Source organism: Epilithonimonas sp. (assembly GCF_056329745.1).
Window position 1 is genome coordinate 1 of record NZ_JBWEYV010000001.1, and the last position, 16,405, is coordinate 16,405.

Sequence of the window (16,405 nt, forward strand, 5' to 3'; positions counted from 1 at the left end):
CAATATCGCGAGGTAGAGCAGTAGGTAGCTCGTCGGGCTCATAACCCGGAGGTCGCACGTTCGAGTCGTGTCCTCGCAACCAACAGAGAGAATCACAATAGTGATTCTCTTTTTGTTTTATTTTGTATCTTTGATTATGGCAAAAATCCTAAAAATATATCCGCAGAATCCTCAGGAAAATCTGATTGACGAAGCTGTAAAAACACTCCAAAACGGTGGTGTCATTATTTATCCGTCAGACACTATCTACACCATTGGTTGCGATATCTATAATCACAAAGCCATGGAAAGGTTGGCGCAGATCAAAGGAATCAAGCTAGACAAACACCAGTTTTCGATTATCTGTAATAACCTCAGCCACCTCTCCGAATTTACAAAACCGATAGAAACTTCCACATTCCGCTTCCTTAAAAATCATCTCCCCGGTGCGTTTACCTTTATTTTGGATGCCAACAGAAACCTTCCGACGACTTATAAAGGTCACAAAACCGTAGGAATCAGGGTACCAGATCATATTGTTCCGCAAATGATTGTTGAGAAACTGGGTCATCCTATTGTTTCCTCTTCCATTCACGACGATGATGAAATCCTTGAATATTCTACAGACCCCGAACTGATCGCCGAAAAATATGACAAATTGGTAGATATTGTCATCGATTCTGGTTATGGAGACAACGTCGCCTCTACCCTTGTAGACTTAACTTCTGGCGAGCCGGAGATTATCCGTCAGGGAAAAGGTATTTTATAATATTTTGATTATCTGGGCGTCTTATCCGCCTTCCGCTCCCACTCTTTTTGTTCGGCATAGCCGTTCACAAAAAGGAGTTCCGCTCAAGTCGGGACGCAGTTACAACGTCTTTTGAAACATTTGAGATCACAAACAATGAAATTTATATCCTCGCCCGCCAAGCTGATGAATGTGGAAAACACCACCGAATTCCTTAGAAACACTACACCAAAATTCATCAAAGATGCAGAATTGATTCAGTCTTTCCTTAAAGAAAAATCACCAAAATTTTTGTCAGAATTGATGGAAATCTCACCCAAACTGGCTGATGAAAACTGGGAACGCAACCAGAAATGGTCTGCCAAACCAACGGCAAAAAATTCAGCACCGGCCATGTTTGCCTTTACCGGAGAAGTTTACAGAGGTTTAGACGCCAAAACATTGGATGAAAAAGCAGTACAATACCTCGAAAAAAATTACAGAATCCTATCCGGGCTGTATGGACTTTTAAAACCTTCGGATAAAGTGATGCTTTACCGTTTGGAGATGGGAAGGCCTTTCCAGTTTGATCATTACAAAAACCTATATGCTTTCTGGACTGAAAAAGTGACAGACCAACTGAATTCTGAACTTAAAAAAAACGAACTACTCATTAACCTGGCCAGCAACGAATACGGAAAAGTAATTGACCGCAAGAAACTGAAAGCACAAGTCATTGATTTTGATTTTAAACAAATCCAACCGGACGAAAAGCTGAAAACAATCGTTGTTTATACCAAACACGCCCGAGGGCTGATGCTGCGTTTCTGCGCAAAAAATAATGTGCAAACTTTGGATGAACTCAAGGCTTTCAATGAGGAGAATTATCTTTTTGATGAGAAATTATCCACAGAATCCAAACTGGTTTTTACAAGGTAATAATGAAACTTTCTGACATCAAAATCACTATTCGAAAAGAACTTTCTGAGCTTTATTCCCCATCTGAGATTGAGGAATTGTTTTCTATTTTCTGTGGACATTTTCTTGAATTGAACAAAATCCAATGGCGACAGAACCTTGATAAGGAATTATCCGACGAAGATTCTAAAAAATTTCAGGATGCCATTTTTGAGTTAAAAAAAGGAAAACCTTTTCAGCAAATTTTGGGCGAAACAGAATTTTTTGGAATGAAGTTCTTTGTAGACGGGAATGTCTTAATTCCTCGTCCTGAAACCGAAGAATTGCTGGAATTAGCTATTGGAAAGATAAAAGATTCAAGGTTCAAGGTTCAAGAAAGGCTCCCTCTCTCCAACACTCAAATTAAAATTCTTGATATTGGGACAGGATCTGGCATTATCCCCATTGTTTTGAAGAAACATTTTCCGGATGCGGAAATTACAGCCATCGATATTTCTGAACAAGCTCTGGAAGTTGCGAAAAAGAACGCCCTCTTTCACCAGACTGAAATCAATTTTTTTAAAAAAGATTATCTACATGAACCACTGAGTGGCATCTATGACATTATCATCAGCAACCCTCCTTACATTGGGATTGAAGAAAATACGGAGATTGAAAATCAGGTGAAAGGATTTGAGCCCAACCTGGCACTTTTCTCACCTACTTCTGACGCTTTGATCTTTTACAGAAAAATTGCGAAAGACGCTGAAAAATATCTTTCTGAAAATGGAATGATATTTCTGGAAATTAATCAGAAATTAGGATTGGAAACTTTGGAACTGTTTCGTGGTTTTTCTCATTCTGAATTAATAAAAGATATTTCGGGTAACGATCGGATGATTTTTGTATGGAAATAAATAAGCGTGAAGCAGGGATGCTGAAAAAACAGTCCCAGCCTGAACCTAGCCCCGATGGGAACGGCATCCTTTTTTGTTGGGGTGAGGCGGCGGAGCGAAGCGGAGCCGACCGAGCCGCCAACAAAAAAGATACAGTGGACAGCGGGCACCAACGTGGAAAAAAACCGAAACGTTGTGCTCCTAAAATCCTTACCCAATCCTTTTGTTCACAAAAATCTGATAAGCCAAATAAATAAGGGGTAAAGCCATAACGCCCAGATAAACAGCATTCTGAACCGCCACCTGTGGATAAATTGCCACGGCATAAACCAACCCGAAAAAAGCACCGCCCAAATGTGCCGCATGCCCAATATTATCGTTCACCCTTGGATTAAGCATCATGTAAACCGAATAGCCAAAATACAAAGCCCCAAACAAATAGCCCGGGAGAAAATTGACTTCGATCTCTTTGGGAGCGAGGGCCACGGCCGCAAACAAAACCCCGGAAACACCGCCGCTTGCGCCAATAGCTGAGTAAAAAGGCACATTTTTGTACACAATAAGGCAAAACAAATTGCCCAAAACAATAGAAGCAATATAGATGATTAAAAATCCCACGACCCCGAAACCATAAATGGCAATGGGCGCAAAGAAATAAAGCGTTAACATATTGAAAAACAAGTGCATCCAGTCGCCATGCAAAAAGCCGGCAGACAGCAACCTAATGTATTCTTTTTTCCTTTGGATAGCCCCAACCTCGAATTTATATTTCTGAAACACTTCGGGTTTTTGGAAACCAATATAACTGGTGATGCAGGTAATGGCTATGATGATAATGAGGACAATATTCATTTTTAATTGTTGTTTAGTTTGATTCTTCTTCGAAGAGGTTACCGATGGTTCCGCCGTCATCATCCAGGTCATCTTTTGGATGATTTTCCGTTATGATTTCTTCTTCCTCCACAATCTCAGGCGGTTCCGGAATGGTGATATTGATATTTTTAACTTTATCTTTTGTAAGCTGATTTCCGATGGCTTTGATGCCTTTAACCGTTATAAAATCGTCTAAGTCTACCGTTTCGGGATCTTTTTGCCTGTCTTTGATTTTCGGAAAAACCAGTTCTGCTGTGGCACCGCTTTCCGTAGTCACAAACTCGATGAAAGATTTTGGGTTGTCATTGGCAAAAAAGGACTGGATATTAGGCGTAGCCTCTAGGAGGAAACGTTTAACAAAATATTTGTCTTTCTCGCCATCAAAATAGATGCAGGTAATGGGCTGCGCTGGGTTCCATTTTTGAAGGATGAGATAATCATCGTCAAAACGGTTCATCAGGTCAAACGAAATCAATTTGGCTTCGCCTTGGGAATTAATGGTCAATATCTTATCATCACCTTTAAAACTTCCGAGCAAAGTCCCGCGGCCATCAGCATTTAAACGCCTTACCGAATCATCGAACCAAATTTTCCTTGGGGCCAATGTGGAAACACCTTCTTCTTTGAGGTCTACTTTTTTCACCGCATATTTGGTGACCAGATTTCCTTTGGAATCACGGCCTTTGATAGCCAGTTCGGAGAAGTCAATATCGATTTTATTTTTCCTGACTCTAGCATTGGGTTTCAATAGAACCGAAACGACTTCGGCTTCGCCATTTGGGTTAGCGGAAAAATACAGCATCTCCGAACCTTTTTTATCAGAGGCCAGTTTATAGTCGGTATTTCTTGTAACACCCGTCACCGAGAACCGTTTCATATAGAAAGGGCCTTCGCGGCCTTCGCGGTAAATCATATTATAAACCGTACGCTTGTCATTCTTTTTCCAGATGGCTACATGCACAATATTTTTCCCTATAAAAGTCTTGCCTTCTACTTTTACCACCTTCATGGTGCCATCTTTCTGGAATGTGATAATGTCATCAATATCAGAACAGTCAAACAGGTATTCGTCTTTTTTGAGGGAGGTTCCTATAAAACCTTCTTCCCTGTTGACATAGAATTTTTCATTGGCAACGGCCACTTTTGTAGCGTCTATCGTATCGAAAATCCTCAGTTCTGTTCTTCTTTCTTTATCTTTTCCGTATTTTTTCTGGATATTGGTGTAATAATCAATAGCGTAAGGGATTAGGTGTTCCAGGTGGTATTTTACCTGTTCGATCTTGCCTTCCAAAGCCAATATGTTTTCTTTGAATTTATCAAGGTCAAAACGGGAAATCCTCTTGATACGGATCTCTGTCAGCCTCACAATATCTTCTTCGGTAACGGCTCTTAGTAGATGTGCCGTGTGTGGCTTCAATCCTTCGTCAATAGTTTTAATCACTTCTTCCCAGGATTTCACCTCTTCTATATCATGATAAATCCTGTTTTCGATAAAAATCCTTTCCAGTGAAGAAAAATGCCAACTTTCCTGAAGCTCGTGCAGTTCTATCTCTAATTCTTTTTTAAGCAAAGAAACGGTGTGGTCTGTATCATGTTTAAGGATATCGGAGACCGACAAAAACATCGGTTTGTCACCCACAATTACACAGGCATTGGGCGAGATCGGCACTTCGCAATCTGTAAAAGCATAAAGCGCATCGATGGTTTTATCCGGGGAAACGTCGGGATGAAGGTGGATGTTGATCTCCACATTATCAGACGTGTTATCTTCTATCTTCTTTATTTTGATCTTACCTCTTTCGTTAGCCTTCAGGATACTGTCTATCAGGTCGCCCGTGTTTTTTGAAAAAGGAAGTTCTGTAATGGTAAGCGTATGTTTTTCTTTCTGAGAAATCCTGGCTCTTGCCCGTATTTTCCCACCTCTTTTCCCATCATTATAACCGGCAACATCTAGCATGCCACCTGTAAGGAAGTCTGGATAGAGTTCAAATTTTTTACCTTTGAGATAAAGGATGGAAGCCGTAATAAGTTCATTGAAATTGTGAGGCATAATCTTGGTAGAAAGCCCCACGCCAATCCCTTCTACGCCTTGCGCCAGCAACAGCGGGAATTTCACAGGCAAATCAACCGGTTCGTTATTCCGTCCGTCGTAAGATTTTGTCCAGTGCGTGGTCTTTGGGTTAAAAACAACATCTAGGGCAAATGGTGTTAACCTCGCCTCGATATATCTTGCCGCCGCCGCCGAATCGCCAGTGTAGATATTGCCCCAGTTCCCCTGCGTGTCGATCAACAGTTCTTTCTGCCCTAGTTGCACCATGGCATCGGTAATAGAAGCATCACCGTGTGGGTGGTACTTCATGGTATTCCCAACAATGTTGGCTACTTTGTTATAACGACCATCTTCTAGCTCGCGCATAGAATGCATAATCCTGCGCTGAACCGGCTTGAAACCATCAAAAATAGAAGGAATCGCCCTGTCTAGGATAACGTAAGAGGCATAATCTAAAAACCAATCTTTATACAGTCCGGAGACTTTTTTCAAACTTTCTTCGTTGTGTGTACTTTCTTCCATCAATCTGTAACTGTATTATCTTGCTTTCGGTTTTCTGAATTGTTTTTAACAACTTTATTTAGTGAAAATTTCAAGTCTTCTATCTGTTTTTTGTTAAGATAAGAAATTTCGTACTTCAGGATAAGAACCTGATTTTTTTTGCTGAGGATATAAACATATAACCGTTTGAAAAGTAAAATGTTGATAATATTGTATTTGACAACCTTATACTTGGGAAACTCATCTTTAGCATCGCGTTTTGCAAGCAGATAAAGGATATGGCCATTCCTGAAGTTGAGTGCCTCACCATCGCTGTCATACTCAAAAATCGGCCGTCCCATCATATAGAGGAATGCGAATAAGACCAATGGTATAACCAATAAAATCCAAGATCTGCTGCCAAAAACATCAAACTTATTGATTTCCAATATATAAGCAATCAAACCAAGTAAAAAAACAATCCCGCCCAATGCGTAGATGAAACTGTAAAATGGTTTCTTTTCTCTGTTACTAAGTCGCATGTTAAGCCGATTCTAAAGTTTTTTTCTTATCAATTTCGCTGTCATCTTCTACTACCAGGTTATCAAGGATGAACAGTTGCCTGTCCGGTGTATTTTTCCCCATGTAGAATTCCAGCAGCTGATCAATTGTCTGATCTTTTCCCACAACAACCGGCTCCAGGCGAATATCTTTTCCGATAAAATGCTTAAATTCATCCGGAGAAATCTCTCCCAAACCTTTAAACCTTGTAATCTCCGGGTTTTTACCTAGTTCGTTAAGTGCTTTTAAACGTTCTGCATCGGAATAGCAATATCTTGTTTCTTTCTTATTTCTAACTCGGAAAAGGGGCGTTTGCAGTATATAAAGATGCCCGTTTTTTATCAAATCCGGGAAAAACTGAAGAAAAAATGTGATCATCAATAATCTGATGTGCATCCCATCCACATCGGCATCTGTTGCGATGATGACATGGTTGTAGCGCAAATCCTCCATACTTTCCTCGATATTGAGCGCCGCCTGCAACAGGTTAAATTCCTCGTTCTCATAAACCACTTTTTTGGTAAGCCCATAGCAGTTTAAAGGTTTGCCCTTCAAAGAAAAAACGGCCTGCGTTTCTACATCCCTGGATTTTGTGATAGACCCAGATGCTGAATCTCCTTCGGTGATGAAAATCATTGTTTCTGACTTTCTGGCAGCTTTTTGATCGTTATAATGATGGCGGCAATCGCGCAGTTTTTTGTTGTGCAGAGACACTTTTTTAGCGCGCTCCCTAGCCAGCTTCTGAATCCCGGAAAGTTCCTTCCTTTCCCGCTCAGAAATAAGGATTTTCCTGAGGATAGCTTCGGCCGTTTCCGGATTTTTGTGAAGGTAGTTATCCAGTTTATTTTTGAGGAAATCCAGAATAAAAGTTCGAACTGTAATGCCGCCGGGCTCAATCTCATTAGATCCTAACTTGGTCTTGGTCTGAGATTCGAAAACCGGCTCAATGACTTTAATAGAAACCGCTGCAATGATTGATTTTCTAATATCTGCCGCTTCAAAATTTTTGTTATAGAAATCCCGGATAGTTTTTACAAATGCTTCGCGAAAGGCATTAAGATGCGTCCCTCCCTGCGTTGTGTTTTGCCCGTTAACAAATGAGAAATATGTCTCGGTCTGCGAACGGTCAGAATGGGTAATTGCCACTTCTATATCCTCATCTTTTAGGTGGATAATGGGGTAAAGAATATCACTTTCCAACTCTTCTTCCAGGAGATCTTTGAGCCCGTTTTCTGAAAAGAATTTTTCTCCGTTGAAAACAATTGTTAATCCCGGGTTCAGGTAGGCATAATTACGCAACATGCGCTCCACATACTCTTTCCTAAACTTGAAATTGACAAAAATTTCGGTATCCGGCACAAAACTGATTTCGGTACCGTTACGATCTGATGAATCTGCTTCTGGAAAATTTTCTTTAATAATACCTTTTGAAAATTCCGCTACTTTTACGCGGCCTTCCCTTACAGATTTTACCCGGAAATATTCAGACAATGCGTTTACGGCTTTTGTACCAACACCATTAAGACCGACCGATTTTTTGAATGCCTTGCTGTCATACTTACCACCGGTATTCATTTTTGATACGGCATCTACCACCTTCCCCAATGGTATGCCGCGGCCAAAATCCCTTATGGTAACTTTGCCCTCATCCATTTTGATTTCGATGCGTTTGCCGGCTTTCATCACAAACTCATCGATCGAGTTATCTATGATCTCCTTTAACAGGATATAAATACCGTCATCTGCAGAAGAACCGTCGCCCAATTTCCCTATGTACATGCCCGGACGCAGGCGTATGTGCTCCTGCCAGTCCAGCGTTCGGATATTGTCTTCGGAATAGTTTGCAGAATTAACTTCACTCATATCAGTCTCAATTTGAAAATAATGATTAAAAACCAGTAACTCACAAATTTAACGAAATGGAATTTAATTTGAAAATTTTTATATTTATTTTTCAGTAATAATAAAAAACCGAGCGATTGCCCGGTGTATTTAAATCAGATTAACAGTAAGCTTAGTTACCATCTATCAATCCTCCTAATTTCCCCAAGATACTGCCTTCCTCTTTTGAGCCACTACGACCATATTGAAGAATTTTACCTGCCAAACGACTGATGGGCAAGGTCTGAATCCACACCTTTCCCGGCCCTCTAAGCTGCGCAAAGAACAAACCTTCACCTCCGAAAAGAGTATTTTTGATGCCACCAATCAACTGAATATCGTAAGATACAGATTGCGTAAATGCCACAATACAACCCGTATCGATCTTAAGAATTTCGCCAGGCTGAAGTTCTTTTTCCATCACATAACCGCCACTGTGAACAAAGCACATCCCGTCTCCTTCCAACTTTTGCATAATAAAACCTTCGCCACCAAAAAGCCCCGTTCCCAATTTTCTCTGAAACTCAATCCCAATGGAAACGCCTTTGGCAGCACAGAGAAAACTGTCTTTCTGACAAATGATTTTCTCGCCATAATCAGATAAATTGAGTGGAATAATCTTCCCGGTATAAGGCGCAGCAAAGGAAACGTGACGTTTTTGCGAACTGAAGTTTGTAAAAACCGTCATAAAAAGGCTTTCCCCGGTCAGCATCCTACGACCAGCTGTAAATAATTTGTTCATCAATCCGGAGTTGCTACCATCACCAAACATAGTTTCCATATTGATGCCGTCATTCATCATCATAAAACTCCCCGGCTCTGCAATAACAGCTTCGTTAGGATCCAGTTCTATCTCCAAACATTGCAACTCCTCGCCGTAGATTTTATAATCAATTTCGTGATTTTTCATTTTTTTAGGTTTTTATGGTTAATTCCGATTTTGAAATCTACTAAAACCAAAAGGGATATTAACTCAGTTTTTTATAAATAATCGATAATTTTTTCCAAGGCAATGCCCCGTGAAGCTTTGAGCAGCACATTGCTCTGTTGCACAGGATGTTTTACCAAATAATTAATCAGCTCATCGGTATTTTCAAAAGAGTTACCTGCTTCATTCACCATTTTGAAGTTGGGACCAACCGTAATGATTTCATCAAAACCGCTTGCTTTTGCCAAATCCAGAATATGCTGATGTTCCTGATGACTTTCTGTACCCAACTCCAGCATATCACCAATAATAATCAGTTTGCTGCCTTCAAAAGTTTTAAAATTTTCCAATGATGCCTGCATGCTGCTTGGATTGGCATTATATGTATCTAAAACCAGCGTAAAATGACCTTTTTTCTGAATCTGTGAACGCATATTGGAAGGGAAATAATTTTCCACAGCATCTTTTATCGAAGCCAAATCAATCCCAAAATAAAGACCAAGTGTGACTGCAGCACAGATATTATCATAATTATAATTCCCCGTAAGATTAGAAAAAATATTTGTTTTCTGATAGTCAACGCCTACAAAGTGAGCTTTGTAAACAGGTTGATAATGGTAATCTGATATATCTGCCCCAAATGTGATTTTGTTTGGATAATCCTCTGTTTTCTGTTTCTGAATAGGATCATTCTGATTAGCTAAGATCTTCTGCTCATGAGACATGAGATAATCGTAAAGTTCTGACTTGCCTTTGATAACACCTTCGTAACCACCGAAACCTTCCAGATGGGCTTTACCAAAATTGGTAATGTAACCAATAGTCGGTTTTGCAATTTTACACAAAAACTCTATCTCTTTCTGGTGGTTCGCGCCCATTTCTACCACGGCAATCTGATGTTGCTCTCTCACCGACAAAATTGTAAGCGGAACACCAATATGATTATTAAGATTACCTTTTGTGTACTGAACATTGTATTGCGCTGTCAAAACAGCACTAATCAATTCTTTCGTAGTAGTTTTACCATTGCTTCCTGTAAGCCCTATCACCGGAATTGATAACTTGTCTCTGTGATAAATAGCAAGATTCTGTAAGAACTCTAATGTAGATGGAACATAATAGATATTCTGTTGAGGGTCGGAAAATTTTTTATCTTCAACTATTACTGCTGATGCACCCTTTTCAATAGCTTCGGAAGCTTTCTCCGCTGCATTATAATTATAACCTGAAAATGCAAAGAAAAGATCTCCGCGCTCTATCTTTCTGCTGTCTATTACAATGCGGGAAGACTTCAAAAAAAGAGAATAAAACTCGTTAACATTCATAATTCAAAAATATTAAAATGCACCCATATAAAAACAAAAAACAGCAGAAAAATCTGCTGTTTTAATATCATTAATTTTAGATATTATCTTTTTGTACGGGCTGATTTGGTATTTTTAGCATCCTGTGCTACACGGAAGCCAATCCATCCATAACCTTTTGTCTGGTTTTTGAACCTTCTCTGTCCCGGATCTAGCCAATAAGCAGAATCTAACCAAGAACCACCTTTTACTACCCTGCTGTAATCATTAATTTGCGAGGTTGCAGGTTTTTTATCCTTTTGCAAAACCACATTACCGTTTTTATCAACAATAAACTTAGGTTTTACAGAGTTGTACATATTAAAATCTGTACTGTCACTAGGTGGCGTTCCCCCAGAATCAAGAGAAGACTGATAATCACCATCTCTATAGTTCCTGTTATCTTCTACCACTTTTCTTTCAAATTCGCCAGGGAGACCTTTGTACACCAAACGGCCATCTGCCAAAGTATCGTATTTAATCTCAGTATTGCCTACTTTTTTATAAGAGCCATCCGCATTTTTCACCGCTTCTACAACAACATTTCCTCTGTAATAGTTGAAATCGCTGAATTCCTCATCGATCATTGGTCTGTAGATATCCGCTACCCATTCTGCAACATTACCATACATTCCGTAAATCCCCAAATCATTGGAAGGATATTTTTTAACATCAGAAGTGGTAGGCGAACCATCATTCTTCCAACCTGCAACACCGGAATAATCTCCACGTCCCATTTTGAAATTATCAAGATACATCCCTTTATCACGACCTTTCTTACCCTTTAAATTGGCAATTTCTGTGTTTTTACCCAAGTAATTGTTATATTCTCGGTTTTTCTGAAGCCCAAGCGCTGCAAACTCCCACTCTACTTCAGTAGGAAGCCTGAATTTTTCTACAATGCCAGAAGTGGCATTTCTATTGGCTGCAGCAATCTTTTCATTAGATGTCTTGATGCCACTTTTTTGTTGTAATTTTTTCTTATCAATATATGTATCTAGCTCTGCATCATTGGATTTAAACTTATCCATATTGAAAGTAGAACCAGCCGTAGCCGCTTTGTCTGCGGAATAGATATCTTTTGATATCACACCTTGCCTCATTAGAGCTTTCTCATTGGCTCTTTCTGTAAGCCAATCACAATATTTTGTAGCCTGCAACCAAGAAACACCTACTACAGGATAATAATCCCATTCTGGAGATCTGAAGTATGTCTCGGAGTAATCATTTCTTGAAAGCTTATTATTCCAAACCAATGTATCCGGCAAAGCGCCTGAATAGATATGTTTAAAACTAGGATCTGACGAAGGAAAAACAAACTTCAGCCAAGTAGTATACTCTCTGTATTCTGAATTGGTAATTTCTGTATCACCAATGAAAAACGAGCTTACCTGCATTCTTCTTGGTGTATTGTTCCAATCATGCATTACATTGTCTTCTACCAACCCCATTGTAAAGGTACCACCTTCCACATAAACCATTCCTGGCCATGCTTTAGGCTTCTGTTGTTTGCCAGAGAAGAACCATCCGTCTTTTTCGTTAGGTTTCCACCCGGTTTTACTTACAAAGCCTTTTGTGCCACCACCTTTTTTGGTACCGCCACCACCACAACTCACGAGCAGTATAGACGCACCTAAAGTAATTACAGAAAACAACCTAATTTTTTTCATAATATAATATAGAAATTTTCAGAGTACAAAGAAAAGGAAATTCTTTAATTAATCAAATATTGCATCCTTTTTTTTGATTAAACGCAATTAAATTATTTTTATTATATATCATTTTTTTAAAAAAAACGTTTATTTTGTAATCTTAATAAAAATGTTGATGAAATTAAAGCTTTATACTGTTTTTTTATGCCTCCTTTCTGCATATTTTTCCGCTCAAACAATTACTTTGCAATGGGAAGGTTATAAGGAAAACGATTATGGTACGGAGAAGGTTATTTATCCATTTTTTTCAAACCATGGTTATATTGTCGATAATAATTCTGTGTATGTCACGCTAAGCTATCCTACCGAAAGCCAAATTAATATAGATAAACTGCAGTGGCAGGAACTTTCAGCCAAGGATATTAAAGATCTTAGTGTTAATTCACTATCTGCTACACCATCGGTGAGTATCAGCTACTATTTTGACGACCAGCAGAAGCAAAATGCAAGTATAAAGGCTGAAGCCCTAAAAGCTGAAAATAACAAAATCTACAAACTGGTTTCTTTTGAAATTGTAAAATCAGAAAAAAAAGTAGCGGCACTTTATAAAAAGGGATCCAATAAATCTGGCAGTACAGATAATCCACTAAAATCGGGTACTTTTTACAAAATAAGAGTTGATAAATCAGGTGTTTTCAAAATCACCAAGCAGTTTTTGCAGCAAAATGGTTTGAATCCTTCCAGCATCAATCCAAAAAATTTCCGAATCTATGGCAATGGAGGTTTGATGCTACCTGAATATAACAAAGACAATCGTTACAGCGCACTACAGCAAGATGCGATTCAGGTTGTTGGAGAAGAAGACGGGGTTTGGAATGACGGAGATTATGCCCTTTTTTATGCTCAGGGACCCAATGGTTATAACCTATTTGGATCGGGCAACCGAAGAAAGGATTACCGAAGTGATAAATCCAAAAACGTAGTCAACATCTACGACAATTATGCTTACTATTTTATCAACTTTGATATTGGCCCCGGAGACCGAATATCAGATTTAGATAATAAAGTACCCAATGAGCTTATCAAGCGGTATGATGACTATCAATACATTAATGACGAAAAATATAATCTCGTAAAGGTAGGTCGTATATGGACAGGTGATGTGATAGCGGGATCAAAAGAACTAACTTTTACTACCAAGAGCCCCATACAAGCAGATGATGTCATCAGTTTCAAAACACAGATTATTGCTTATACAGCACAGTTGGGTTCGGCAACATTGTCTTTTAATGGTAATTCTATAACAAAGAATATAGGTGCAAAAGATTCTGATTATTTGCCGTTGCAGCAGCAAGGCTCAATATCCAACGTGACAGGCAATGCCTTAAAATTCAATTACTCTATCAACACAAGTTCTAATCCTAATGCTGCATTTTATTTTGATTATGCAGAAGTCCAATATAAAGAGGATCTAACATTTAATGGCACTCAAATGAATTTTCGTTCTTTTGACATTGATGAGAATACCAACAACCTATATGGTTTCTCTTTAAACAATAGTGCGGGTGCAGAGCAAGTTTGGGATGTTTCCGATGTCACCAGACCTAAAAGAATGGTTAATAAAAATAATCAGAATAATGTATTTAATTTTGGTTATTTGGCGAGCAGCGATGTTTTCAACAATGAGTTTACAGCATTCAAGAGCTCAGCTGCGTTTGAGCCTGCTTTTGTTGGTAAGATAGTCAATCAAGATTTGGCTTCTCTTAGTAATATAGATTACCTCATCATTACGCAGCCTTCTTTTATGTCACAGGCAGAAAGATTGGCAGCTTACCATCGCTCTAACGATAGCTATAATGTTCAGGTGGTAGATGTCAACAAAATCTATAACGAATATAGCAGTGGCGGCAAAGATATTACAGCAATTAGGGATTTTATCACAAAACTTAATACTCCTGCCGGAACCCTAAAATATGTATTACTATTGGGAGATACATCGTATGATTTTAAAAACAGAATATCACCCAATACAGATATACTGCCAAGTTACCAAAGCGAATACAGTGCAGATGTAAAAAGCAGCTATGTCACCGATGATTACTTCGTTATGACTGCACCACAAACTGCTGCCGACATTTCCCAGATTTTACCAGACTTACCTATAGGACGATTACCGGCTGCGAATATTCAAGAAGCTAAAACTCTTATAGATAAAACATTAGCCTATTACAATGCGTTACCCGGGCAATCTAATCCTTTCGGAGAATGGCGTTTAAAGCTTGATTTTGTAGCGGATGATGACTTTGATGGTTCGGGACCTGGTAATATACCAGGACCATTTCACAATCTGGTAGATTACTCGATCAAGCAAACATTTGAAACCAATACCGATAAACCAGAGTACAACATTAAAAAGCTTTATCTAGATGCTTTTCCTGCGGTAACCAGTGCAGGAGGACAACGTTTTCCGCAGGTCAATCAGGCAATTAGCAATGATGTGGGTAACAGTCTTTATCTATTCTACTTTGGGCATGGTGGCGTCAATGGCTGGGCTCAGGAACGGGTATTAACCTCTGCAGAAGTTCAGGGGTTTAATAATTTCACCCCGGTTTATAGCCGTTTTCCTCTGGTATCTACCATCACCTGTGAGTTTACTCTGTGGGATGACCCTGCTACCAATTCCGTTGGAGAACAAATGATAAAACATGCAACAGGTGGTGCTGCCACAATGATTACATCCAGCCGCGCTATATCTGTGGATTACGGCAGAAAACTAACTCCTCTCTTCACTGAAAGCCTTTTTAAACTGGATCCGGTGACAAAAGATTTCGCACCATTGGGAGATGCGCATCTGGCAGCCAAAAGACAATATGCGGCCACGTATTTTCCTGGTAACCCTACCGCATCTGTTACGGATCACCTTCGGGTTAATTTTTTAGGAGACCCCGCTATGAAACTTAGCAGACCAAAAAATCTCATTACAATAGACCATGTAGATTCACCGGATCCAACTAAAATTAGAGCGCTTGATTTTGTAAAAGTGACCGGCCACATATCAAAAGTTGATGGAAGCCCTGATAATAGTTTTAACGGACGTGTTGCAATTAATATTTTTGATAAAAAAATCACAAAAACAACCCTTAACAATGATAATCTTCCCGGATTGGCCAATAAACTGACTTTTCAGGAAGAGCCGAGTGCCATAGTAAAAGCTTCTGGAAAAGTAGTAAACGGTCAGTTTTTAGTTGAATTTTATGTTCCAAAAGATATTAACTATACTGTTGGAGAGGGTCGCTTGATGGCTTATGCCGATAATTTTGAGAGCAAGGGCGCCGGATCTGGAAAAAGTAGTTTTGATGTGTTCGCAAATAAAGCCACAATAGTTGGCGACATTAATCCCAATGGTATTAATGATACAGAACCCCCTACTGTCAATCTTTATATGAACAACATCAACTTTGCAAATGGTGGCATCACAAACCAAAACCCAACATTGCTGGCATGTGTTAAAGATAATATGGGAATCAATTCCACAGGATCCGGTATTGGTCACGATATTACATTCGTTTTGGATGGTGATGTTGTGAATACGACAGCTATTAATGATTACTTTTCCTCTGGAGATGGGAACGGCTGCACCAGTAATCTGGCAGATTATCAAAAAGGTTCTGTGACATTCCCACTTAAAAACCTTAAACCCGGGGAGCACCAGTTGGTTTTTAAAGTTTGGGACATCAACAATAATTCCACCTCATCTACGTTAAACTTTATAGTAAAAGATGAATCTGAAAAAAAACTGATTGTTAACAGGCTGCTCAACTGGCCAAATCCTTTTACCAACAAGACCTACGTACAGTTTGAACATAATTGTGATGACATCCTAGATGTGAATGTTCAGATTTACACTATTACGGGGAAAATTGTGAGAACCATGTCTGCAACGGTATCCGCAGAAAAATCCCTGGAGGGATTTAGGACACCGAGACAGGCGATAGAATGGGATGGTAAAGACGATTTTGGCGATACAGTAGCTAAAGGAACTTATATTTTTAAGATCTTTGCACGCAGCCAAAACCAGGAAAAATGTACTGGAGGTGCGACTGCGGTTGAAAAAATGGTATTACTAAAATAAAAAATA

At 39.2% G+C, this 16,405-nt stretch carries 11 protein-coding genes and 1 tRNA gene; 5 read left to right on the top strand and 7 right to left on the bottom strand.

Features of this window, described 5'->3' with window-relative positions; all coding sequences use genetic code 11:
• Nucleotides 1-6: 6 nt before the first annotated feature.
• The 4 genes from AC00Y6_RS00005 to prmC all read left to right on the top strand — a co-directional run bounded on the left by AC00Y6_RS00005 (nt 7) and on the right by prmC (nt 2,520).
• A tRNA-Met gene (locus AC00Y6_RS00005) sits at nt 7-82 on the top strand.
• Nucleotides 83-136: 54 nt separating this feature from the next.
• The gene (locus AC00Y6_RS00010) at nt 137-748 is read left to right on the top strand and encodes an L-threonylcarbamoyladenylate synthase (protein ID WP_474488574.1); all 612 of its coding nucleotides are present in this window, start codon (nt 137-139) and stop codon (nt 746-748) included.
• Between the two features lie 135 nt (nt 749-883).
• Entirely contained in the window at nt 884-1,645 is a 762-nt protein-coding gene (yaaA, locus tag AC00Y6_RS00015) for a peroxide stress protein YaaA (protein ID WP_474488575.1), read from the top strand.
• Between the two features lie 2 nt (nt 1,646-1,647).
• Nucleotides 1,648-2,520 (top strand): peptide chain release factor N(5)-glutamine methyltransferase, encoded by an 873-nt coding sequence (gene prmC, locus AC00Y6_RS00020; protein WP_474488576.1) that lies wholly within the window; start codon nt 1,648-1,650, stop codon nt 2,518-2,520.
• Between the two features lie 189 nt (nt 2,521-2,709).
• On the opposite strand, the gene AC00Y6_RS00025 is transcribed toward prmC, so the two are convergent.
• The 7 genes from AC00Y6_RS00025 to gldJ all read right to left on the bottom strand — a co-directional run bounded on the left by AC00Y6_RS00025 (nt 2,710) and on the right by gldJ (nt 12,285).
• A complete protein-coding gene (locus AC00Y6_RS00025) occupies nt 2,710-3,351 on the bottom strand; it encodes a rhomboid family intramembrane serine protease (RefSeq protein ID WP_474488917.1) in 642 nt (213 codons plus the stop codon).
• 13 nt (nt 3,352-3,364) lie between these two features.
• Nucleotides 3,365-5,944 carry a DNA gyrase/topoisomerase IV subunit A gene (locus AC00Y6_RS00030; protein WP_474488577.1) on the bottom strand — a complete coding sequence of 860 codons (2,580 nt, stop codon included), beginning with the start codon at nt 5,942-5,944 and terminating at the stop codon, nt 3,365-3,367.
• Complete coding sequence (locus AC00Y6_RS00035; protein WP_474488578.1) at nt 5,944-6,444, bottom strand: hypothetical protein; 501 nt, start codon at nt 6,442-6,444, stop codon at nt 5,944-5,946. Before AC00Y6_RS00035 ends, AC00Y6_RS00030 begins: the two co-directional genes overlap by 1 nt.
• A 1-nt stretch (nt 6,445) precedes the next feature.
• Nucleotides 6,446-8,326 (bottom strand): DNA topoisomerase IV subunit B, encoded by a 1,881-nt coding sequence (locus tag AC00Y6_RS00040; protein WP_474488579.1) that lies wholly within the window; start codon nt 8,324-8,326, stop codon nt 6,446-6,448.
• 151 nt (nt 8,327-8,477) lie between these two features.
• Complete coding sequence (locus AC00Y6_RS00045; protein ID WP_474488580.1) at nt 8,478-9,254, bottom strand: TIGR00266 family protein; 777 nt, start codon at nt 9,252-9,254, stop codon at nt 8,478-8,480.
• A 71-nt stretch (nt 9,255-9,325) separates the two neighbouring features.
• A complete protein-coding gene (locus AC00Y6_RS00050; protein WP_474488581.1) occupies nt 9,326-10,597 on the bottom strand; it encodes a UDP-N-acetylmuramoyl-tripeptide--D-alanyl-D-alanine ligase in 1,272 nt (423 codons plus the stop codon).
• An 83-nt stretch (nt 10,598-10,680) separates the two neighbouring features.
• Nucleotides 10,681-12,285 (bottom strand): gliding motility lipoprotein GldJ, encoded by a 1,605-nt coding sequence (gene gldJ / locus AC00Y6_RS00055; RefSeq protein WP_474488582.1) that lies wholly within the window; start codon nt 12,283-12,285, stop codon nt 10,681-10,683.
• Between the two features lie 157 nt (nt 12,286-12,442).
• Between gldJ and porU the strand changes: the two genes are divergently transcribed.
• Nucleotides 12,443-16,399 (top strand): type IX secretion system sortase PorU, encoded by a 3,957-nt coding sequence (gene porU, locus AC00Y6_RS00060; protein ID WP_474488583.1) that lies wholly within the window; start codon nt 12,443-12,445, stop codon nt 16,397-16,399.
• The last annotated feature ends 6 nt before the right edge of the window (nt 16,400-16,405 follow it).